General features: G+C 73.3%; 18 protein-coding genes. 11 read left to right on the top strand and 7 right to left on the bottom strand.

What is annotated here, in order from left to right; genetic code table 11:
* The 3 genes from H9640_RS19155 to H9640_RS11470 all read right to left on the bottom strand — a co-directional run.
* Nucleotides 1-699, bottom strand: a 699-nt coding sequence (locus H9640_RS19155; RefSeq protein ID WP_318243751.1) for a DUF4350 domain-containing protein, incomplete at its 3' end; no start/stop codon positions are given.
* Entirely contained in the window at nt 696-1,445 is a 750-nt protein-coding gene (locus H9640_RS11475) for a DUF4129 domain-containing protein (protein WP_307824176.1), read from the bottom strand. The genes H9640_RS19155 and H9640_RS11475, both read right to left, overlap by 4 nt.
* Nucleotides 1,442-2,764: a hypothetical protein gene (locus H9640_RS11470; protein ID WP_191790833.1), complete on the bottom strand. Its 1,323-nt coding sequence runs from the start codon at nt 2,762-2,764 to the stop codon at nt 1,442-1,444. Before H9640_RS11470 ends, H9640_RS11475 begins: the two co-directional genes overlap by 4 nt.
* A 207-nt stretch (nt 2,765-2,971) precedes the next feature.
* Here H9640_RS11470 and mtrA point away from each other — a divergent pair, with 207 nt between their 5' ends.
* The 7 genes from mtrA (at nt 2,972) to secA (ending at nt 13,622) form a co-directional block, all read left to right on the top strand.
* Nucleotides 2,972-3,655 (top strand): MtrAB system response regulator MtrA, encoded by a 684-nt coding sequence (gene mtrA / locus H9640_RS11465; protein WP_030150009.1) that lies wholly within the window; start codon nt 2,972-2,974, stop codon nt 3,653-3,655.
* Nucleotides 3,652-5,445 carry an MtrAB system histidine kinase MtrB gene (mtrB, locus tag H9640_RS11460; RefSeq protein WP_318243750.1) on the top strand — a complete coding sequence of 598 codons (1,794 nt, stop codon included), beginning with the start codon at nt 3,652-3,654 and terminating at the stop codon, nt 5,443-5,445. The genes mtrA and mtrB overlap by 4 nt, the downstream gene beginning before the upstream one ends.
* Nucleotides 5,442-7,172: an LpqB family beta-propeller domain-containing protein gene (locus H9640_RS11455; protein ID WP_191790832.1), complete on the top strand. Its 1,731-nt coding sequence runs from the start codon at nt 5,442-5,444 to the stop codon at nt 7,170-7,172. Before mtrB ends, H9640_RS11455 begins: the two co-directional genes overlap by 4 nt.
* A 180-nt stretch (nt 7,173-7,352) precedes the next feature.
* Nucleotides 7,353-8,339, top strand: coding sequence for a ComF family protein (locus tag H9640_RS11450; RefSeq protein WP_318243749.1), 987 nt, complete (start codon nt 7,353-7,355; stop codon nt 8,337-8,339).
* Nucleotides 8,340-8,436: 97 nt separating this feature from the next.
* Nucleotides 8,437-9,084, top strand: a complete 648-nt coding sequence (gene hpf / locus H9640_RS11445; protein WP_191790831.1) for a ribosome hibernation-promoting factor, HPF/YfiA family — start codon at nt 8,437-8,439, stop codon at nt 9,082-9,084.
* 59 nt (nt 9,085-9,143) lie between these two features.
* Nucleotides 9,144-10,415: a winged helix-turn-helix domain-containing protein gene (locus tag H9640_RS11440; RefSeq protein WP_191790830.1), complete on the top strand. Its 1,272-nt coding sequence runs from the start codon at nt 9,144-9,146 to the stop codon at nt 10,413-10,415.
* A 186-nt stretch (nt 10,416-10,601) separates the two neighbouring features.
* Nucleotides 10,602-13,622, top strand: a complete 3,021-nt coding sequence (gene secA, locus H9640_RS11435) for a preprotein translocase subunit SecA (RefSeq protein WP_191790829.1) — start codon at nt 10,602-10,604, stop codon at nt 13,620-13,622.
* Between the two features lie 31 nt (nt 13,623-13,653).
* Here the strand turns inward: secA and H9640_RS11430 are convergent, their stop codons facing one another.
* Together H9640_RS11430 and H9640_RS19150 are read right to left on the bottom strand one after the other, a co-directional pair.
* Nucleotides 13,654-14,181, bottom strand: a complete 528-nt coding sequence (locus H9640_RS11430) for an Rv3235 family protein (protein WP_191790828.1) — start codon at nt 14,179-14,181, stop codon at nt 13,654-13,656.
* A gap of 107 nt (nt 14,182-14,288) precedes the next feature.
* The gene (locus H9640_RS19150; protein ID WP_225227071.1) at nt 14,289-15,410 is read right to left on the bottom strand and encodes a LysM peptidoglycan-binding domain-containing protein; all 1,122 of its coding nucleotides are present in this window, start codon (nt 15,408-15,410) and stop codon (nt 14,289-14,291) included.
* Between the two features lie 172 nt (nt 15,411-15,582).
* Here H9640_RS19150 and H9640_RS11420 point away from each other — a divergent pair, with 172 nt between their 5' ends.
* On the top strand, nt 15,583-16,107 hold the full coding sequence (locus H9640_RS11420) for a hypothetical protein (RefSeq protein WP_191790827.1): 525 nt from the start codon (nt 15,583-15,585) through the stop codon (nt 16,105-16,107).
* A 106-nt stretch (nt 16,108-16,213) separates the two neighbouring features.
* On the opposite strand, the gene H9640_RS11415 is transcribed toward H9640_RS11420, so the two are convergent.
* Nucleotides 16,214-16,429 carry a helix-turn-helix domain-containing protein gene (locus H9640_RS11415; protein WP_191790826.1) on the bottom strand — a complete coding sequence of 72 codons (216 nt, stop codon included), beginning with the start codon at nt 16,427-16,429 and terminating at the stop codon, nt 16,214-16,216.
* 177 nt (nt 16,430-16,606) lie between these two features.
* Between H9640_RS11415 and H9640_RS11410 the strand changes: the two genes are divergently transcribed.
* From H9640_RS11410 to H9640_RS11400, 3 genes are read left to right on the top strand one after another with little or no spacing between them, the layout of a single operon-like run.
* A complete protein-coding gene (locus H9640_RS11410; protein WP_191790825.1) occupies nt 16,607-17,296 on the top strand; it encodes a hypothetical protein in 690 nt (229 codons plus the stop codon).
* The gene (locus H9640_RS11405) at nt 17,293-18,699 is read left to right on the top strand and encodes an AAA family ATPase (RefSeq protein ID WP_225227070.1); all 1,407 of its coding nucleotides are present in this window, start codon (nt 17,293-17,295) and stop codon (nt 18,697-18,699) included. The genes H9640_RS11410 and H9640_RS11405 overlap by 4 nt, the downstream gene beginning before the upstream one ends.
* Before the next feature lie 4 nt (nt 18,700-18,703).
* Nucleotides 18,704-19,228 (top strand): DUF6912 family protein, encoded by a 525-nt coding sequence (locus H9640_RS11400; protein ID WP_191790824.1) that lies wholly within the window; start codon nt 18,704-18,706, stop codon nt 19,226-19,228.
* A 150-nt stretch (nt 19,229-19,378) separates the two neighbouring features.
* Here H9640_RS11400 and hisN read toward each other — a convergent pair whose 3' ends face one another.
* Complete coding sequence (hisN, locus tag H9640_RS11395) at nt 19,379-20,158, bottom strand: histidinol-phosphatase (protein WP_191790823.1); 780 nt, start codon at nt 20,156-20,158, stop codon at nt 19,379-19,381.
* Between the last annotated feature and the right edge of the window lies 1 nt (nt 20,159).

Here is a 20,159-nt window from a genome sequence, read left to right as displayed (position 1 = left end):
GTCGAACGCGACGACGCGACGCTGACCCTCGTGGACCAGGTACGCGCCCGTGTCCGGCGGGCTGTCGTCACCGGGGAAGCAGACGACCGAGCCTGGTCCGGACGCGGTCAGGCCGAAGCCCGTGCTGCGGATCTCCTCGGCGGCGACCGCGTCGGGGTCCGTGCACTGCGGGCTGCGCAGGGAGTCGGGCGACGACCAGTCGTCGCCCAGGGACGCGGTCCCGTCGGTCGCGCCCTCGAGCAGGTCGTAGCCGGGCTCCAGGAGCACCAGGTCGGCCTCGGTCGCGAGGAGTGCGTCGACCTGCTCGGGCAGCAGGTTGAGGTCGGACGTCACGAGGAGCGTCGTCCCGGCGTCGGCGCGCGAGGCGGCGTCCGCCGTCGTGGTCACGTACGCGACCTCGACGCCCTGGTCACCGAGCACCTGGGCGAGGGCCCGGGCTCCGTTCGGACCGGCGTTGTCCGGGGCGAGCGGGGTGCTCGAGACGGCGGGCCGCGACAGCGCGGCGAGTCCCGCCACGATCGCCACCAGGAGGAGCACGGCGAGCGGCCAGCGGGCCGCACGCCACCGGCGCGCCGCCCGGGACCTGGCCGTGGTGCCGTCGCCCGTCACCCGCACCGGGACGTAGGCGGTCGTGACGGCCGGGGCGGACGTGTCGGGGGCGGAGACCGGGGGCGGCGGTGCGTCGAGTCCAGTGGTCACCGGGAGCCTCCGGAGGGGGTGGGCACCTGGGCGGGGGAGTCCGGCTCCGGGGCCCCGAGCAGGTGGGCGGGCGGGGTCGGCGTCGTGGCGAGCGTCGCCGCGTCGAGCTCGCGCAGCGCCTGGTCGGCCGCAGGCCCGACCGACACCTTCCCGTAGCGGACGTCGTCGAACAGGCGTGCACCGGCCGCGAGCCGCTCCGCGAGCGCAGGGAGGCGCACGGCGGCGTCGTCCGCGGCCTCGTGGGCCGTGCGCCCGGGGCGCGGGTCCAGGATCACGCGCTCCTCGAGCGAACGCACGACGGCGCGGTAGCGCTCGACGACGGCGGTCGGCCAGTCGCCCGTCGAGGCGGCGGCGTCGGCCGCGGCCCGGAGCTCCTTGGCGGAGCGCTCGTCGTCGTCGAACACCGCGACCGACGAACGGGCCTTGCGGGACAGGCGGACCGGGCCCGTGACCACGTAGGCGACAACCGCCACGACGAGGACCAGCCCGACGATCACGAGCGAGGCCACCACGGGGTTCACGTCGAGGACCCGGACGTCGGTGAACAGGCCGGTCAGCCAGTCGACGAAGCGCGACAGGAGCGAGGGCTGGTCCACGTACACGGGGTCGAGGAGCTCTTCCTTCAACCACTGTCGTGCGGTGTCGGCGTCGGGCACGACCGGGACGTCGGCACCGACCCCCAGGCCGAGGCGCGCCGGAGCAGCCGCCTGCCAGGCGGCGAGCGACGCAGGGAGCGCGCCGGTCACGCCGGGCCGTGGCCCGCGTGGTCTTCGGCCGCGGCCGTGAGCTCGACGTCCAACCCCTCACGGCGCATGCGGACGTCGATGTAGAGCAGCGAGACGACGCCCGCGAGGAACACCGCGCTGATGACGCCCGTGACGATCGACCCCACGGCCACGACCGCGTACATCGCGAACATGCTCCAGATCGAGAGCATGCCGCCGATGATCCCGAACGGCTGCGAGACGAGCCAGGTGATCGTGCCGACCGCGACCGAGGCCAGGAGGTAGATCCCGAGCAGCCGCCAGAACGAGCCGCGAGAGACCGTCCAGCCGCGCTTCACGCCGCTCGCGAAGCCCTGGCCCTCGAGGACCATGGCGGGCGGGACGAGGAGCGTGCGGACGAGGAACCAGCCGCCGAACACGGCGAGACCCAGCAGCCCGAGGAGCGCGACGGCGATGCCGAGGCCGACGTCCGCCGTGAACGCGAGGACCGTGAGGAGCAGGTAGACGAACCAGACGGCCCCGAGAGCGATCGACCAGAGGATCGAGAAGCCCAGCAGGGGCCAGATCTTCGACTTCGCCTGGGCCCAGACCTCGCTCGCGCTCGCCTTGCGACCGATCACGGACTGGCCCACCGAGGTGATGAGCAGGCCGTTGACGACGGGCATCGCGAGGGCCAGCACGACCGATGACACCATCGAGGCGCCGAGCAGGGGGAACATCTCCGTGAGGCCCGTGGCGTCGGCGCCCATCTCGACGCTCAGCTCCGCCTCGATCTGGGCGAGCTGGGGCGAGAAGATCCCGCTGATCAGCACGCCCAGCCCGAGCCCGAGGACCGTCGCGATCGCGATCACGGTCGCGCTCATCCCGAGCATCACCGTGGGGTTGGCGCGGATCGCGCCGAACGCGCCGTCGAAGATCTCGCCGAGGCTCAGCGGGCGCAGCGGGATGATGCCGGGCTTGTTCGCGGGGGGCGCGTAGGGCTTGCCCGCGAACGACGGCGGACCGTAGCCGGGCTGCTGGGGCCCGCCGTACTGCGGGGCGCCGTACTGACCGGGCTGACCGGGCTGGCCGTGCTGGCCGTACTGGGGGGTGCCGTACTGACCGGGCTGGCCCGAGGGCTGGCCGTACCGGCCGGGCTGGCCGTACTGCGGCTGCCCCCACGCGTTCGACGCGGGCTGGGTCGGGGCGGGCTGACCGGGCTGCGCCGGAGGACCGTACTGACCGCCCTGAGCGGGCGGCCCGCCGGCGGGCGGCGTCGATCCCGGCGGCTGCGGGGCGCGCTGGCCGTAGCGCGGGGTGTCGTCCGGTGCTGGCGTGCCGGCGTCGTCGGGCGTCGTCATCTGCTCTGCTGTCCCCGCTCGGTTCTGTCGGGCCCGTGGGCTCGTCCTGGTGAGGCCGTGCAGGACGCCGCGAGGGTGTCCGGCCCGGTAGCGGACCACCCTAGTACGGGGGACCGGCGGACGCGGTGGCCGGGCCGCTCGGGTGAACACTGGACGCCGTACGGTGGGTCGGACCGACGACCCCGCGGTCGATGGCAAAATGGGGCCATGAAGGTACGTGTGCTTGTGGTCGACGACGACACCGCTCTCGCCGAGATGATCGGCATCGTGCTGCGGTCCGAGGGGTTCGACCCGGTGTTCTGTGCGGACGGAGACCTCGCCCTGGCGACGTTCCGCAGCACGCAGCCGGACCTCGTCCTGCTCGACCTCATGCTGCCGGGCAAGGACGGCACCGAGGTGTGCCGCCTGATCCGTGCGGAGTCGGGGGTGCCCATCATCATGCTCACGGCCAAGAGCGACACGGTCGACGTCGTCCTGGGCCTGGAGTCCGGCGCCGACGACTACATCTCCAAGCCGTTCAAGCCCAAGGAGCTCGTGGCGCGCATCCGGGCGCGCCTGCGCCGCTCGGACGAGCCCGCCCCCGAGCACCTGGCGATCGGCGACGTCGAGATCGACGTGACCGGGCACCGGGTCACGCGCGACGGCCGCCCCATCGCGCTGACGCCCCTCGAGTTCGACCTCCTGGTCGCGCTCGCCCGCAAGCCGTGGCAGGTCTTCACGCGCGAGGTCCTCCTCGAGAAGGTCTGGGGCTACCGTCACGCGGCGGACACGCGCCTGGTCAACGTCCACGTGCAGCGCCTGCGCTCGAAGGTCGAGCACGACCCGGAGAACCCGGAGATCGTCCTGACCGTCCGCGGCGTCGGGTACAAGGCGGGCGCGGCGCGCGGGTGAGCGCTCCGTCGCTGCGCGCGCGGGTGGGGCGGTCGTTCCGTCGTGCCCGACGACGGGTGCGCGCCGCGGTCGGCCGGCTCACCTGGCGGGCACGGTCGTCGATGCAGCTGCGCGTGGTCGGGACGGCGCTCGTCGTCGGGGTCATCACGGTCGCGGCGCTCGGGGCGTACCTGTCGAGCACGATGCGGGACGGGCTGTTCGACCAGCGGCTCGAGCAGATCAACGTCGAGAGCGCCAACTCGATCCAGCAGGCGCAGAGCCTGTTCACGGCCTCGGTGTCCAAGACCAAGGACTCCGAGATCCAGACGCTCCTGCTCGACGTGCACAACACGCTGCGCACGAGCGGAAGCCCCGACCGCAAGATCTTCCTCATGCGGCCCGAGGGAGCACCGTCGCGCCTCAACGACGTGAGCACCGACAACCAGCTCGCGAGCCTCGTCTCGGACGAGCTGCGCGACGCCGTCATGGAGAGCGACGGCCGCGAGCTCCAGTCGGTCGCGATCCCGCGCGACCCGTCGGACCCGAGCTCTCCCGTCGATCCCGGGGTGCTCGTGGGGTCGAAGGTCCAGGTGCCCACGGTCGGCACCTACGAGCTGTACTTCCTCTACACGCTCGCGCCCGAGCAGGAGACCCTCTCGTTCCTGCAGCGCACGCTGGTCGTCGGTGCCGTGTTCGTCGTGGGCATCCTGGGGCTCATCACGTGGGTCGTGACCCGTCAGGCCGTCCAGCCCGTCCGTAACGCCGCGGGGGTCGCCGAGCGTCTCGCGGACGGGCACCTGAACGAGCGGCTTCCCGTCAAGGGCCACGACGAGCTCGCGACGCTCGCCCGCTCGTTCAACGAGATGGCGGAGAGCCTGCAGCTCCAGATCGGTCGGATGGAGGAGCTCTCGCTCCTGCAGCGCCGCTTCGTGTCGGACGTGTCGCACGAGCTGCGCACCCCGCTCACGACGATCCGGATGGCGGGGGAGGTCCTGCACGCGTCGCGCGACGACTTCGACCCTGCGTCCAAGCGGTCGGCCGAGCTGCTCCAGACCCAGCTCGACAGGTTCGAGGACCTCCTGGCCGACCTGCTGGAGATCAGCCGGTTCGACGCGGGGGCCGCCCAGCTCGACGCCGAGCGGCGCGACGTGCGCGACGTCGTCAACGCCGCGGTCGAGCTCGCCGCGCCGCTCGCGGAGCGCAAGGGCGTGTGGATGTCGGTGCACCTCCCGGACGGGGCCGTCACCGCGGACGTGGACCCGCGCCGCGTCGAACGCATCGTGCGCAACCTCGTGGTCAACGCGATCGAGCACGCCGAGGAGAAGCCCGTCGAGATCACGGTCGCCCACGACCGCTATGCGGTCGCGATCGTGGTCCGTGACCACGGTGTGGGCATGACGCAGGAGGAGGCGCTGCACGTGTTCGACCGCTTCTGGCGGGCCGACCCGGCACGTGCTCGCACCACCGGCGGGACCGGGCTCGGCCTCGCGATCTCGCTCGAGGACGCGCACCTGCACGGCGGGTGGCTCGAGGTCTGGGGTCGTCCGGGGCAGGGAGCCGCCTTCCGGCTCACGCTCCCGCTGCGCGCGGGGATCCGGCTCGAGGCGTCGCCCCTGCCGTTGGTCCCGCAGGACCCGACCCGCGGACGTGGCTTCCGCCCGCCGACCGGGCAGATCGAGCGGGTCGAGGACCCGACGGAGGGGACCACGAGCCCTTCGGCCCTGCCCGTGCTGCCCGACGAGAACCTCACGTTCGTCCGCCACGGCGTCGCGGACCGGCCCGGCGCGACCGTCGACGAGGAGGAACGATGACCGACCGACGACCCGGCAGGACCCGGGGTGCTCTCGGGGCGGGGCTGGTCGCGGCGGCCCTGGCGCTGTCCGGCTGCGCGTCGATCCCCACCTCGGGCCCGGTGATCCGCGGCAGCGACGTGGTGCAGGGGTACAACGCGCCGGGGCTGCGCGCACGGGGACCTGTCGCGGGGGACGACCCGGTGCGGATCGTGTCGGGCTTCCTGACCGCGCAGGCGGCCGGCCCGGCGGGCGACTTCGACGTCGCCCAGGAGTTCCTCACCGACGCAGGCGCCTGGAGCTGGGAGTCCCAGGTCCTGGTGTTCGACGGCGACCTCGACCTGACCGTGGACAAGGAGGCCATGAAGTCCGGGCAGGTCACGGTCACGGGCAGCGCCACCGTCGTCGGGGCCCTGGACAAGCGCGGCGTCTACACCGAGGACGTCCCCGGCGTGGCGGGTGCCGTGCCGGTGTCCTTCGGGCTGGTGCGTCAGGGCGACGGGCAGTGGCGCATCGAGACGGCCGAGGACGGGCTGCTGCTCTCCGAGAGCAGCTTCCAGGCCGCCTTCCGGCAGACCCGCCTGTACTTCCCGTCGGCCGACCGCGAGGTGCTGGTCCCCGACGACCGCTGGTTCCCCAACCGGGGGTGGCAGACGAGCGCCGTGACGGAGATCCTCGTCGGGCCCGTCGAGTGGCTCCGGGGGGCGACCGCGCCCGTGGTTCCCGAGGGGACGCGCCTGAGCATCGACGCGGTACCGAGCGAGGGCGGAGTCTCCGAGGTCCGGCTGACGGACACCATCTCGCTCGCGCCCCCCGAGGACCGTGCGCTGCTCAAGGCACAGCTCGAGGCGACGCTCTTCGACGCGTTGCCGCTCACCGTCAACCTCTATCGCGGGGAGGACCTGCTGAGCACCCCGACAGGCGGGGCCGTGCCCATCAAGGCCGTGACGGAGGGGAGCGAGGTCGTCGCAGCTCAGGGCGAGGTCAAGGTGCTCGACAGCGGAGCGGACGAGGCGGTGTCGTTGTCCCCTGCCGTCTCGCTCGCCGGGACCACGGCGACCGCCCTGGCGCAGGGCAGCGACGCGCGTCCGCTCGTGGTCCGCGACGGGACGGGCAGCCTCGTGCGGCTCGCGACGAAGAACCTGCCCGAGGTCCCGCTCCTGACCGGGGAGGACCTCCTGGCCCCGACCGTCGACCGGTTCGGTGGGGTGTGGTCGGGGCCCACGGCGCAGCAGGGCGCGCTGCAGGTCGTCCGGGGGGACCTCGCGGAGGCGGGTGACCCCGTCACGGTCGCCGCGCCGTGGTTGGCCGGACGCACCGTGCAGTCGATCCGGGTCGCGCACGACGGAGCCCGGATCGCGGTGGTCAGCTCGGACGGCCTGGTCACCCGGGTGGACGTCGCCGGCATCATGCGCGACGAGAAGGACGTCCCGACGGGGCTCTCGGAACCCTTCCGCGTAGGCGCCCCGATCACCTCGGCCTCGCAGGTCGTGTGGGCCGACGAGACGACGCTCGCGGTCCTGGGCACCGACGAGACGGAGGCCGCGCCGACGGTCCATCTCGTCCTGGTCGGGGGGGAGACCACGCGACTCTCGCCGGTCGCAGGTGCGACGGCGATCAGCGCGGGCGACGGCGACCGGACGGTCCAGGTCCTCACGCAGGACGGGACGCTGTTCGGGCGCAGCCGGTCGGGCGCGGTCTGGGAGAAGCGGATCGAGAACGTCGCGCTGCCGACGTTCCCGGGCTGAGGCCGGAACGGCTCGCCGCCCGGTGGTCTGACGACCCCCTGGCCCTGCTGGTGCGGACCGGCCAGGCTGTGGGCCCTGCCCGGCCGTGCCCGGCCGTGCACAGGCCGTGCGTGCCGCTCCCCGTCCACAGGGCGCGTCCTGCACCCCGCGCGGTGCGCGGCGACCTGGCACCCTCGGGCCGTGCGCGACCGCCCCCAGCAGCCCGACCTCCTCCGCCGCGACGGCCCGCTGGCCGGCCGTCCCACCGGCCCGCTCGCCGCCGTGCGCGGCTGGGCGCGGACGCTCGCGCGCCTGCTCGTCCCGGTCGAGTGCCCGGGCTGCGGCACCCGGGACGTCGCGCTCTGCCCGGCCTGCGCCGGGGCGCTGCGGACGGCCCCGGCGCGCAGGGAGGCCGACGCCCCGCGGCTCGACCGCATGGACGGGACCTCCCCCCTGCCGGTGTGGGCGCTCGCGCCGTACGCCGGCCCGCTGCGAGGGATCGTGGTCGCGTGGAAGGACAAGGGGCGACACGACCTCTCGAGGGACGTGGAGGCGGCCGCGTACCGCGCGGGACGGGCCGTCGCGCCCTGGGTGCGCGACGTCGTCGGGCAGGTGGGCGGACCGTGGGCAGGTGCGCCGTCCCGTGTCCTGGTCGTGCCCGCACCGTCGTCCGCCGCGGCGCGCCGCGCGCGGGGTGCCGAGCCGGTCCAGGGGCTCGCCCGCGCCGTCGCCCGGGGCCTCGTGGACGCGGGGGTCGACGCGGTCGCCGCCCCCGTCCTGGCGCAGCGCGGGCGGCGGGGACGGGACCAGGTGGGCCTGGGGTCGAGGAGCCGTGGAGCGCGCCTCCAGGGCGTCCGCGTCACCCGCGGCGCGGCGCGGCGGGGCCTCCCGCGGCCTGGCGCGACCTGCCTCCTGGTGGACGACGTGCTCACCACGGGGGCCACGCTCGCGGCGTGCGAGCAGGCGCTGGAAGACGCCGGTGCCGACGTCCTCGGTGCGGTCGTGCTCGCCGCGACGCCCCCTCCGCGGCGGGGTGACACGCCACCTGAAGTTCATCTCCCGCAGATGCTGCCTTTACCTACCGGGAGGGTTAACCTGGGGACCAGTCGTCACGGGGAACGGTTGGTAGGGGACCCGTGCGGCCACAGAGCGATCGACCCGAGGCAAGGTCCTCGGGCAGGGAGGTGATAGGTACTCCGGATCCCCCTCGGGGGAGCCAGACCCAGGACCACACGGGACGCTCTGGAAGCATCGAGAGCGTCCGAGACCCTTTGCGGAGGCTCACATGGAGATCGTTGTCGTCGGCAGGCACACGGAAGTGGCTGACCGCTTCCGCCGACACGTGGAAGAAAAGCTCGCGAAGTTCGAGCAGCTCGCACCGACCGCCCAGCGGATCGACGTCGAGGTCACCCACGAGAACAACCCCCGACTGTCCGAGGTGCGTGAGAGGGTCGAGCTGACCGTCCGCGCCAAGGGACCCGTCGTCCGCGCCGAGGCGGCAGCAGACGACCGGTTCGGGGCACTCGACCTGGCCATGAACAAGCTCCAGGAGAGGCTGCGACGAGTCAGCGACCGTCGCAAGGACCACCGCAACAACAACCCCGCACCGCCCGTCGACGTCCGGCCGTTCATCCCGGAGGACAAGACCCCCGAGCCCGCGCCGGAGCACCCGGCCGCTCCGGGAGACGCGGTCGAGACCCAGCTCGGCGACTCGCCCGTCGTCATCCGTCAGAAGCTCCACTCCGCAGAGCCCATGACGATCGACGACGCCCTCTACGAGATGGAGATGGTGGGCCACGACTTCTACCTCTTCGTCGACGTGGAGACGGCCCGCCCCTCGGTCGCCTACCGGCGCCGCGGTTGGAGCTACGGGGTCATCGCGCTCGACACCTCGTGCGCCGGCGGCCAGAGGACCGCGTCCGAAGCGAGCTGACCGCCGCACCCAGCCACCCCGTCGGCGCGTCCGGGCGGGTGTCAGGGGTGCGCGGCAGGATGGGTCGGGTGAAGACCGAGTCGTTGTCGCTCGCCCAGGCCCGCCGGGTCGCCCTCGCCGCGCAGGGCCTGCACGCCCCACGGCCCGACGACGCCGCGCCCCGGCAGGTCACGCTGCGTCAGGTGCAGCGCACCGTGGACCGGTTGGGCCTCCTGCAGATCGACTCGGTCAACGTCCTGGCCCGGGCCCACCTCGTCCCGCTGTACTCGCGGCTCGGCCCGTACGACGTGTCGCTGCTCGACCGCGCGGCGGGTCGCGCACCGCGACGGCTCGTCGAGTACTGGGCGCACGTCGCGTCCTACGTCCCGCCCGAGACCTACCGGCTCCTCGAGTGGCGCCAGCGCGCGTACCGTACCGAGGCCTGGGGGACGATCAGCGGGGTCGAGGCCTCGCACTCGGCCGTCGTGGAGCACGTCCGCCAGATCGTGGCCGAGCGCGGGCCGGTCACGGCGAGCGAGGTCCACGAGATCCTCGAGGCCCAGGGCATGGGCGAGGCGCGCGGCACCGTGGAGTGGGGCTGGAACTGGTCGCTCGCCAAGCGGGCCCTCGAGCTCCTCTTCTTCACGGGCGAGATCACGGCAGCGCGCCGCAACGCGGCGTTCGAGCGCTGCTACGACCTCACCGAGCGGGTCCTGCCGCCCGCGGTCCTCGCCGCACCGGCCGTGAGCGACGAGGACGCGGTCCGCCGCCTGCTGGAGATCGGGGCACGGGCGCACGGCGTCGGGACGCTGCGCTGCTTCCAGGACTACTTCCGGCTCAAGGGACCGGCCCCGCGCCGCGCGCTGGCCGAGCTCGTCGAGGACGGCGTGCTCCGTCCCGTCGAGGTCCGCGGCTGGGACGAGGTCACCTATCTGCACCGCGACGCCGCCCTCCCGCGCCGCGCCCAGGGGCGCGCTCTGCTCAGCCCCTTCGACCCTCTCGTCTTCGAGCGCACGCGCCTCGAACGGCTCTTCGGCACGTACTACCGCATCGAGATCTACGTGCCTGCGGCCAAGCGGGTCCACGGCTACTACGTGCTGCCGTTCCTCCAGGGTGACCGCATCACCGCGAAGGTCGACCTCAAGGCGGACCGTCGCGCCGGGCTGCTCCGCGTGCTGTCGGCGCACCGTGAGGAGCATGCCGACGCCGACACCGCGCCGGCTCTCGCGGCCGAGCTCCGCCTCATGGCGACCTGGCTCGGGATGGCGGACGTCGTCGTCGGGCCGTCGGGGGACCTGGCGCCGGCGCTCGCGGCCGAGGTCGGGCGGGTCGACGCCGGGGCGGCCGGGTAGGCGACGCGGGGCGTACGGCCACTTTCGCCGCAGAGCGAAACCACAGGTACCGGACAGAAGCCCACCCACCTGCCGGACTCGCCTACGATGGTCTGTGGTGTGATCCAGCCGACTGCCGCCAGGTGGTCGCCTCGCATTCGCCCCGGACCGTCCGGCCCGGGGGCGCGATCGATACGGGAGTACTGCGTGCCTGCGATCCTCGAGAAGGTCCTGCGCTTCGGCGAGGGCCGGATCCTGAAGAAGTTGTCCGGCCTGGCAGAGCAGGTCAACAAGCTGGAGCCCAGCTTCGAGGACCTGACCGACGAGGAGCTGCGCGAGGAGACCGACCGGTTCAAGGAACGGCTCGAGAACGGCGCGACGCTCGACGAGATCCTCCCCGAGGCGTTCGCCGCGGTCCGTGAGGCCGCCCGCCGCACCCTCGGGCAGCGCGCCTACGATGTGCAGCTCATGGGCGGCGCGGCCCTGCACCTGGGGAACATCGCCGAGATGAAGACCGGTGAGGGCAAGACCCTCGTCGGCACCTTCCCCGCGTACCTCAACGCGCTCACGGGCAAGGGCGTGCACGTCGTCACGGTCAACGACTACCTGGCCAAGTACCAGAGCGACCTGATGGGCCGCGTCTTCCGCGCCCTCGGCCTCACGACCGGCTGCATCATCTCCGGCCAGACGCCCGCGGTGCGCCGCGAGCAGTACGCCGCGGACATCACGTACGGCACGAACAACGAGTTCGGGTTCGACTACCTGCGCGACAACATGGCGTGGAGCACCGACGACCTGGTGCAGCGCGGCCACAACTTCGCGATCGTCGACGAGGTCGACTCGATCCTCATCGACGAGGCACGTACCCCGCTCATCATCTCGGGCCCCGCGTCGGGCGACGCGAACCGCTGGTACGGCGAGTTCGCCAAGGTGGTCCGCCGCCTGAGCCCGGAGACCGACTACGAGGTCGACGAGAAGAAGCGCACCATCGGCGTGCTCGAGCCCGGCATCGCGAAGGTCGAGGACTACCTCGGCATCGAGAACCTGTACGAGTCGCTCAACACGCCGCTCATCGGGTTCCTCAACAACGCGATCAAGGCCAAGGAGCTCTTCAAGCGCGACAAGGACTACGTCGTGCTCAACGGCGAGGTCATGATCGTCGACGAGCACACGGGCCGTATCCTCGCGGGCCGCCGCTACAACGAGGGCATGCACCAGGCGATCGAGGCCAAGGAGGGCGTGCAGATCAAGGCGGAGAACCAGACGCTCGCCACGATCACGCTCCAGAACTACTTCCGCCTGTACGACAAGATCTCCGGGATGACCGGTACGGCCGACACCGAGGCCGCCGAGTTCCAGGGCACGTACAAGCTGGGCGTCGTGCCCATCCCCACGAACCGCAAGATGCAGCGCGTGGACCAGCCCGACCTCGTGTACAAGAACGAGGAGGGCAAGTTCGACGCCGTGGTCGCGGACATCGTCGAGCGCCACGCCGAGGGGCAGCCGGTCCTGGTCGGCACCACGAGCGTCGAGAAGTCCGAGCTCCTGTCCTCGAAGCTCAAGAAGCAGGGCGTCCCGCACGAGGTCCTCAACGCCAAGCAGCACGAGCGCGAGGCCGCGATCGTCGCGCAGGCGGGCCGCAAGGGCTCGGTCACTGTCGCGACCAACATGGCCGGCCGTGGTACCGACATCATGCTCGGTGGCAACGCCGAGTTCATGGCGGTCGCCGACCTCGCCGCGCGCGGGCTCGACGCCGCGGAGAACCCTGAGGAGTACGAGGCCGCGTGGCCGGAGGCCGTCGAGCGCGCCAAGGCCGCCGTGGCCGCGGAGCACGACGAGGTCACCGAGCTCGGCGGGCTCTACGTCCTGGGCACCGAGCGCCACGAGTCGCGCCGTATCGACAACCAGCTCCGTGGCCGTTCCGGCCGTCAGGGCGACCCGGGCGAGTCCCGCTTCTACCTGTCGATGCAGGACGACCTGATGCGCCTGTTCAACTCGGGTCTCGCCGAGTCCATGATGAACCGCGCGGGCTTCCCCGACGACGTGCCCCTCGAGTCGAAGATCGTCACGCGCGGCATCGCGAGCGCACAGGGACAGGTCGAGGCGCGCAACTTCGAGATCCGCAAGAACGTCCTCAAGTACGACGACGTCCTCTCGCGCCAGCGCACCGTCATCTACGACGAGCGTCGCCGCGTGCTCCAGGGCGAGGACATGCAGGAGCAGGTCCAGCACTTCATCACGGACGTCGTCACGGCCTACGTCGACGGCGCCACGTCCGAGGGCAACCCGGAGCACTGGGACCTCGAGGCGCTGTGGACGGCGCTGCGCGCGGTGTACCCGGTCTCGATCGAGGTCGACGAGGTGCTCGAGCAGGCCGGGGGAGCCACGCGTCTGACGCGTGAGCTGATCCTCGAGGAGATCCTGTCCGACGCCCGCGTGGCCTACCAGGACCGCGAGGCGTCGCTGGGCAGCTCGAACATGCGTCAGCTCGAGCGCCGCGTGGTGCTCTCGGTGCTGGACCGCAAGTGGCGCGAGCACCTCTACGAGATGGACTACCTCAAGGAGGGCATCGGCCTGCGCGCCATGGCGCAGCGCGACCCGTTGGTCGAGTACCAGCGTGAGGGCTTCCAGCTCTTCCAGGCCATGACCGAGGCCATCAAGGAGGAGTCGGTCGGCTTCCTGTTCAACCTCGAGGTCAAGGTCGCCGAGCCCGAAGCGTCGCCGGTCAACCCGGTGTCGGCCGCGGCTGCCGCGCAGTCGGTGGCCGGTCAGGCGTTCGGCGGCACGGCTGGGGCCGCGGGGGCTGCTGCGGCGGCCGGAGCCGCGGCGAAGGCTGCGGCGGACGCCAAGGCGGCCGAGGCGGCGCGGGTCCAGGCGGCGGCGCAGGCCGACGCAGACCGGCCTGTCGAGGACGCACCCGTCGACGACGAGATCGTGGACGCGCCGGTCGCTCCGGCCCCCAAGGCCGAGCCGACGCTCATCGCGAAGGGTCTCGACGGCCCGACCGAGCAGGTGCCGCTGCAGTACTCGGCTCCGTCCGACGACGGTTCGGGTCAGGCCGTGGTCTCAGGAGACGGCTCGCGCCGCGCCCGCCGCGCCCTGCACGGCGAGGCCACCGCGGTCGAGGGGGACGGGCGCACGTTCCCCGGCACGCCCCGCAACGCCAAGTGCCCCTGCGGCTCGGGCAAGAAGTACAAGCTCTGTCACGGTCTGAACGAAGAGGAGTAGCCCTCTCCGCGAGGACACCCGCGAGCGGCGGTCAGCCGATCTCGAGGACCACGACGCGCCACACTCCGCGTCGGGCCTCGAGTCGGAGGGCCGCCGCTCGCACTCTGTCCATGTCCTCCAGGACGACCGTGGCCTCCGCCGTCGTGTCGCCGAGACGCACGAGCCGCGCACGACGGATCGCGACGGGCCGCGCGGCGGCGTCCACGCCGGCCGCTCCCTGCATCAGCAGTGCGCGTCGCCCCAGGGCGTCGAACACGTCCGGGGCGAGCCACCGCTGCAGCTGGGCCACGGGACGCTCACCGCGCAGGACCTCGACCGCGGCCCGGACGACCGAGCAGCAGATCGACGTCGGGTCCGGCAACGGGAGGTCCGGCGTCGACGTCACGGGTCGACCGTTGTCGCCGAGGTCTTCGGCGACCGGGAACTGCGGAGCGCCGCCGAAGGTCAGGACGCGCGGCGTCCGCGGTACCGCGCGAGGCAGGGTGGCCGGGCCGGCGAGTCGCGGCGTCGCACCGGAACGGAGCGTGCGGGGGTGCTGGCGGACGGTGGTGGTCGACATGGCGTTCTCCTGGGGTCGGCGAGGGCCGGCGCGTCGAGAGACGCCCGGTGGGACGGTGTACGGGGTTCTTGGCGTGGAGCGGAGGGCCGTGCGTGCCTGCGCTGAGGTCAGGCGGTGAGAGGGGCCTGCAGCACCTGTCCTGGTCGGATGAGGTCCGGATCCTGACCGATGACGTCCAGGTTCGCCGCGTACCAGCGCTGCCACTCGACGGTGATCTGGGCGTCGGTCGCGCCTTGTCCGAGGGCTCGTTCGGCGAGGGACCAGAGGGTGTCGCCGCGCAGGACCACGACCGAGACGCTCGAGGCGTCGGTCTGCGCGACGGACGACGGGACGGCGGCCAGGGAGCCGCCCGGGGTTGCGCCTCCGGGCGGGGGCGAGGCCAGCGGAGCGACCCCGGCGGACTGGGCGGGTGCGGCGCGCTGCGTGCCGCCCATCAGGCCGCTGAGCGGGACATGGCCAGGGTTCGGCCCACCCGGCTCTGCCCCTGCGGGCGACGGGGTCGGGGCGGAGGCGCCCGCGTCGTGGGTGCGCGGTGCCTCGCTCACCGAGGCTGCCTCGGGCGCGCCGTCCGTGACGGAGGGGACGGGGGGCGCGTGGTCGATCGCCGCGGCCTCGGTCGCGGCGTCGGTGGTGCCCCCGTCCCGAGACTCGTCGGGTGAGCGCAGCGCCTCGGGCTTCTCGTCTGCGGCGGGGGCGAGCGGAACGACCGACGGTCCGGCACCGTGGCTCGCAGGGTCAGCGGTGCCGGTGGCCGCGGGAGCGGTGCTCTGCCATCCCAGATCGACGACGGCGGTGCTCGTCGCGGGCTCCGCGGGCTCGGTCTCCACAGCCTGGGCGCTCCCTGCCCCCAGGACGAGCCCGGCTCCGATCGACACCGCGACTCCGGAGCCGGCGAGCCGGCGGACGAGGACCGGGGCATGCAGCAGCACGAGTCGTTCTCCTGCTGCCCACCGGCGGCCCACGCCTCGCACGAGGACGCACGACGCGGCGAGGGCGCAGCTGAGCGACACCCAGGCCGCGAGCAGGCTTCCCGCGCCGACGAGCGGGATCTCCAGATAGGTCTCGAAGCGAGGGCTGGGGAGGTCGCCTGCGACGGACAGGGCTCGCAGGGCCAGCAGGACGCCGACGAGGCCCGCGGCGGTCGCGAGGGCGAGCAGAGCGGCCAGCCGTGGCCCCTGTCGTGGCACGACCCGCGCGCTCGCGCGGCCGGGTCCGGGATGGTGCGCCATGCTTCCCCCTGAAGATGGACGACGACGTCGGGTCCGTGCTCGGAGCGATCATCGCGTTTGATGCAGTTTGATAGTGCTACATCAAACTAGATCGCACTTCTGTTGTCCACAGGAGGTTCGTAGTTCGGACACCCCTGGACGAAACCCCCGGGCCTGCCGCTACGGTGTGGGCGTGCGCTGGGACCTGCTGTTCGCCGACCTCGTGGCACAGCTCGACGCCGGCGACGCCCAGGCCGACGCCCACGTGCTCGCGGACCTCACGCGTGCCGAGCAGGCCACGATCACGCTCGGGGACCGACTCCGCGCGAGCGTGCTCGGCCCGCCGCTCGGTGTGCGGCTCACCGACGGGTCGCGGCTGACCGGACAGGTCAGAGCGGTCGCGTCCGACTGGTTCCTGCTCGAGGACGGGAACCGGCGGCACGTCGTACCCCTGCTCGCGGCCACGGTGATCGACGGGCTCGCCACGCACGCCGTCCGCGGCCCTTCGGGCACGGGAGCCGGGCGCGGGCTTCCTGCCCTGCTGAGGACGCTCATGCGAGACCGTGCCGTCGTCCACGTGCGGACGCTCGCCGGCGAGCTCGACGGTCGTGTCGCGCGGGTCGGCAAGGACCACCTGGACCTCTTGGCCACCTCGGGCGGCGCCCGGGCGAGTCACGTCGTCCCGTTCGTCGCGCTCGTGTGCGTGAGCGAGACCTAGGCGAGACCAGGGGCGGACCGGATGCAGGGGGAGCAGGGGGAGCAGGGGAGCGCGTCGCGTGACGTGCATGCCGCGCCGACGGCGGGCAGCGGTACGCGGCGGGGGGTCAGGACTCGAAGTCGCCCGCGTCGATGCGGGTACGCGTCTGGGCGTACATGCGCTGGATGTATCCCTCGAGCTCGCTGGCCTCGACCCTCCACTGGCCTCGTCCGCCGACCTGGATCGCGGGGAGCTCACCGCTGCGGACCAGGGCGTACGCCTGGGCCGCCGAGATGTTGAGCTCCTCCGTGACGTCCGCGAGGGTGAGGAAGCGCTGTGACATGGCCACAGTCTTTCACGGCACCGATACCGGTCCTGGTTGTCCACAGGCGATGCCCTGCTCGCCCCATCCCCACGCTCCGCTCGGCATGATGGCTCCCAGTCCCCGGGGTGCCCGCGGCTCCGGGGCGTGGCGCCCGACCCAGACCGCCCGATCCGCCCGACGACGAAACGGACCCTCATGACGAGCACCCTCGACCCGCTGCCGACCCCCACCGTCGCCCGGCTGCGGCGCCCCGGTTGGCGGGACCCTCGCCTCCTCCTCGGTCTCGTGCTCGTCGCCGCCTCGGTCGCCCTCGGCTCGTGGGCCGTGTCCTCGGCCGGTCGGACTGTCGCCGTCTACGCCGCAGCCGGACCGCTCACGCCGGGTGAGCCGGTCGACGCGAGCAGCCTCCGGACCGTCGAGGTGCGCCTCGGGTCCGGGGACGAGAAGTACTTCCCCGCGGGGCAGGCGCTCCCCGACGACCTGGTGGCGTTGCGGGTCGTGGGCGACGGTGAGCTCGTGGCCCGCACCGCGGTGGGCGGGGCGGCAGAGCTGGCCGTTCGCGCCGTGGCGGTCCCGGTCACCGCCGCGCTGTCGGACAGGGTCACGGACGGCACGCTCGTGGACGTCTGGTTCATCCCGGCAGTCGAGGACGGGAGCGTGGCCGGCGCGGGCGAGAAGGGTGTCGGGGAGGGCGCGCGCGAGCCGTACGCGCTCGCCTCGCAGGTCGTGGTCGCTCAGGTCGCGGAGGCCTCGGGGACGCTCGTGACGGGAGGGCCGACCACGCTCCACGTGCTGGTGCCCACGGACGACCTCCCCGGAGTCCTGGCCGCGCTCGCGGCCGAGGGCGAGATCGCGGTCGTGCCCGTCCCCGGGGGTGGAGCATGACCGCGGATGCGACCCTCCCGGTCGCCGCCGTGCTGTGCGCGGTGCGCGGCAGCGGTGAGACCGCGGTCGTCACGGCGCTCACGGCGCCCGGGTCCGGAGTCTCCGTGGCCCGTCGGTGCGCGGACCTCACGGAGCTCCTCGCCGCGGCCGGGGCCGGCGCGGGCACGGCCGCGATCATCTCGGCCGACCTCCCCGGGATCAACCGCGAGACGGTCGCGCACCTGCACGCGTGCGGCGTGCGGGTCGTCGCGCTCGCAGGGGACCAGGACTGGGTCGCGGACCGACTCCGCGCCGTGGGCGTCGACGTCGTTCTCGACGAAGACACCCCGAGCACGGTCCTCGTCGCGACGGTCCGTGACGAGGCGCACGGACGCGGACGCCACGACGACGGGGGAGGACCGCCACCGGGAGACGTCGCCGGTGGGCAGGGCGGGACGGGCGACGGCCGGGTCCGGCGGCGGGGCAAGGTCGTCGCGGTCTGGGGTCCGACCGGGGCCCCCGGGCGGACGACGCTCGCGGTGCACCTCGCGGCCGAGCTGGCCGGTGCGGGCGACCGGCGGGCGCACAGCGGCGGGCGACGTCGACGCCGAGGGCGAGGCGCGCCGTCGGGCACGGACGGGAGCCGGACCGACGAGGTCCTCCTGGTCGACGCAGACACCTACGCAGGGTCCGTCGCCCAGCACCTCGGTCTGCTCGACGAGTCACCAGGGCTCGCGGCGGCGGCCCGCAGCGCGGGGCAGGGCACCCTCGAGCTCGCGGGCCTGGCACGCCTGGCCCCGCTCGTCGTGCCGCGACTGCGCGTCCTGACCGGCATCTCGCGCGCCGCGCGCTGGCCCGAGCTCCCGCCGACCTCGCTCGACGTCGTCTGGGAGCTGTCCCGGGCGCTGGCCGACTGGACCGTGATCGACTGCGGGTTCGGGCTCGAGCAGGACGAGCTGCTGTCCTACGACACGCGCGCCCCGCAGCGCAACGGGGCGACGCTCAGCGCGCTCGCGGCGGCAGACGTCGTGCTGGTCGTCGGCGGCTCGGACGCGGTGGGGATCCAACGGCTCGTCCGCGGACTGGGAGACCTCGCGGACAGCGGCGCGACGAGCGGGGCGCTGAGGATCGTGGTCGCGAACCGGGTCCGGTCCTCGGCGGCCGGCCCCCGGCCCGAGGCTGCGGTGCGGGAGGCGCTCGGCCGGTACGGCGGGGTCACGGACCTGCACGTCGTCCCGGACGACCGGGTGACCCTCGACGCGGCGCTGCTCGCGGGCAGGACGCTCGCCGAGCACGCACCCGAGACCCTGGTCCGTCGGGCCGTCGCGGAGCTCGCGCAGCGCGTCCGGACGGACGTCGGTGCCGTTCCGGGCACGGCCCCGCCGGGCGGACCACGCGAACGCGTCCCGGAACCGGCACACTGATCCCATGCGCATCTACGTTCCCGCCACCGTCGACGAGCTCGACGCCGTCACCGTGACCGGCGACGAGGCCGTCTGGTCCCTCGCTCCGCGAGCCGCCCACGCCGTCACGTCCGCCCTCTCCCGCGAGCTGCCCGACGAGGACGAGGAGGGGCTGGAGTTCGCCGCGGCCCTCGAGGCCGCCGACGACTCCCTCGCGCTCATCGCCGGTCGCGTCGGCGCCCCGCGTCAGCGTCTCGTCGTCACGGTCGAGGTGCCCGACGAGATGGTCGCGCTGACCCAGCCCGGCGACGACGAGTCGGCCGACGACCTCGCGCCCAGCGCGGTCGACGTCACGGCGTCCATCCCCGAGGTGCGCATCGTGTGCGTCCACGTCGACGAGCCCGAGGCCGCGACGGACATCGCCGAGGTCTTCGCGGCCGCCGACGAGGACCGCGACGAGGACCTCGACGCCGCGCTCGACCGCGTGAGCGAGCGCGACCTGCTCTGGTACGACTGGTCGGAGCTCAAGAGCGTTCCCCGCGCCAAGTGACCTTGCCGTAGCAGGTGCCGAGAACGGACCTGAGGCCGCCATCCACCGGATGACGACCTCAGGTCCGTTCTCGTCCGCCGGGCGCCCGGCGAGCCGGGCCAGCGGGCAGCCGGGCGAGCGGGCAGCGGGGCAGCCGCCCGGCCGGCAGGGTTAGGAGAGGCGGCCCAGGATCTCGTCGTGGAGCAGGCCGTTCGTGGCGACCGCGTTGCCGCCCCACGGCCCGGGCGAGCCGTCGAGGGACGTGAACGTCCCGCCGGCCTCGGTGACGATGGGGACCAGTGCCGCCATGTCGTAGAGCTCGAGCTCGGGCTCCGCGGCCGCGTCCACGGCCCCCTCGGCCACGAGCATGTAGGACCAGAAGTCGCCGTAGGCCCGCGTGCGCCAGGTCTCGCGGGTCAGGTCGAGGAACGCGTCGAGCTTGCCGCGCTCCTCCCACCCGGACAGCGACGAGTACGACAGCGAGGCGTCGTCGAGCTTGCCGACCTGCGAGACGCGCAGCCTGCTCGCTGCCGCGAGCGAGCGCCCGCTCCACGCGCCCGTGCCCTTGGCGGCCCACCAGCGGCGGCCCAGGGCAGGAGCGGACACGAGCCCGACGACGATCTCGTCGCCGTCGGCCAGCGCGATGAGCGTGGCCCACACCGGGACCCCGCGCACGAAGTTCTTGGTCCCGTCGATCGGGTCGATGATCCAGCGGCGGGCGCCGTGCCCGGTCTCGCCGAACTCCTCACCGACGATCGCGTCGCGCCCGCGGGCCCGCGAGAGGTGGCTGCGGATGATCTCCTCCGCGGCGCGGTCGGCGTCGCTGACCGGGGTGTTGTCCGGCTTGGACTCCACGGACAGGTCGAGGGCCTTGAAGCGGGACATGGTGTGCGAGTCGACCTGGTCGGCGATCACGTGAGCCAGGCGCAGGTCGTCGTCGTAGGTCGGCATG

The organism is Oerskovia gallyi (genome assembly GCF_014836745.1).
GTDB classification, from domain to species: Bacteria; Actinomycetota; Actinomycetes; order Actinomycetales; family Cellulomonadaceae; genus Oerskovia; species Oerskovia paurometabola.
The sequence above is the reverse complement of the archived record's forward strand: the minus strand, read 5'-3'. Positions and strand labels throughout refer to the sequence as shown.

Bases quoted from the DNA above. Each gene is read 5' to 3' on its own strand.
- H9640_RS11410 (WP_191790825.1), top strand. From the start codon at position 16,607: ATGACGAGCACCCTCGACCCGCTGCCGACCCCCACCGTCGCCCGGCTG.
- H9640_RS11405 (WP_225227070.1), top strand. From the start codon at position 17,293: ATGACCGCGGATGCGACCCTCCCGGTCGCCGCCGTGCTGTGCGCGGTG.
- hpf (WP_191790831.1), top strand. From the start codon at position 8,437: ATGGAGATCGTTGTCGTCGGCAGGCACACGGAAGTGGCTGACCGCTTC.
- H9640_RS11430 (WP_191790828.1), bottom strand. From the start codon at position 14,181: ATGTCGACCACCACCGTCCGCCAGCACCCCCGCACGCTCCGTTCCGGT.
- mtrA (WP_030150009.1), top strand. From the start codon at position 2,972: ATGAAGGTACGTGTGCTTGTGGTCGACGACGACACCGCTCTCGCCGAG.
- H9640_RS11415 (WP_191790826.1), bottom strand. From the start codon at position 16,429: ATGTCACAGCGCTTCCTCACCCTCGCGGACGTCACGGAGGAGCTCAAC.
- H9640_RS11400 (WP_191790824.1), top strand. From the start codon at position 18,704: ATGCGCATCTACGTTCCCGCCACCGTCGACGAGCTCGACGCCGTCACC.
- H9640_RS19150 (WP_225227071.1), bottom strand. From the start codon at position 15,410: ATGGCGCACCATCCCGGACCCGGCCGCGCGAGCGCGCGGGTCGTGCCA.
- H9640_RS11455 (WP_191790832.1), top strand. From the start codon at position 5,442: ATGACCGACCGACGACCCGGCAGGACCCGGGGTGCTCTCGGGGCGGGG.
- H9640_RS11440 (WP_191790830.1), top strand. From the start codon at position 9,144: ATGGGTCGGGTGAAGACCGAGTCGTTGTCGCTCGCCCAGGCCCGCCGG.
- hisN (WP_191790823.1), bottom strand. From the start codon at position 20,158: ATGCCGACCTACGACGACGACCTGCGCCTGGCTCACGTGATCGCCGAC.
- H9640_RS11470 (WP_191790833.1), bottom strand. From the start codon at position 2,764: ATGACGACGCCCGACGACGCCGGCACGCCAGCACCGGACGACACCCCG.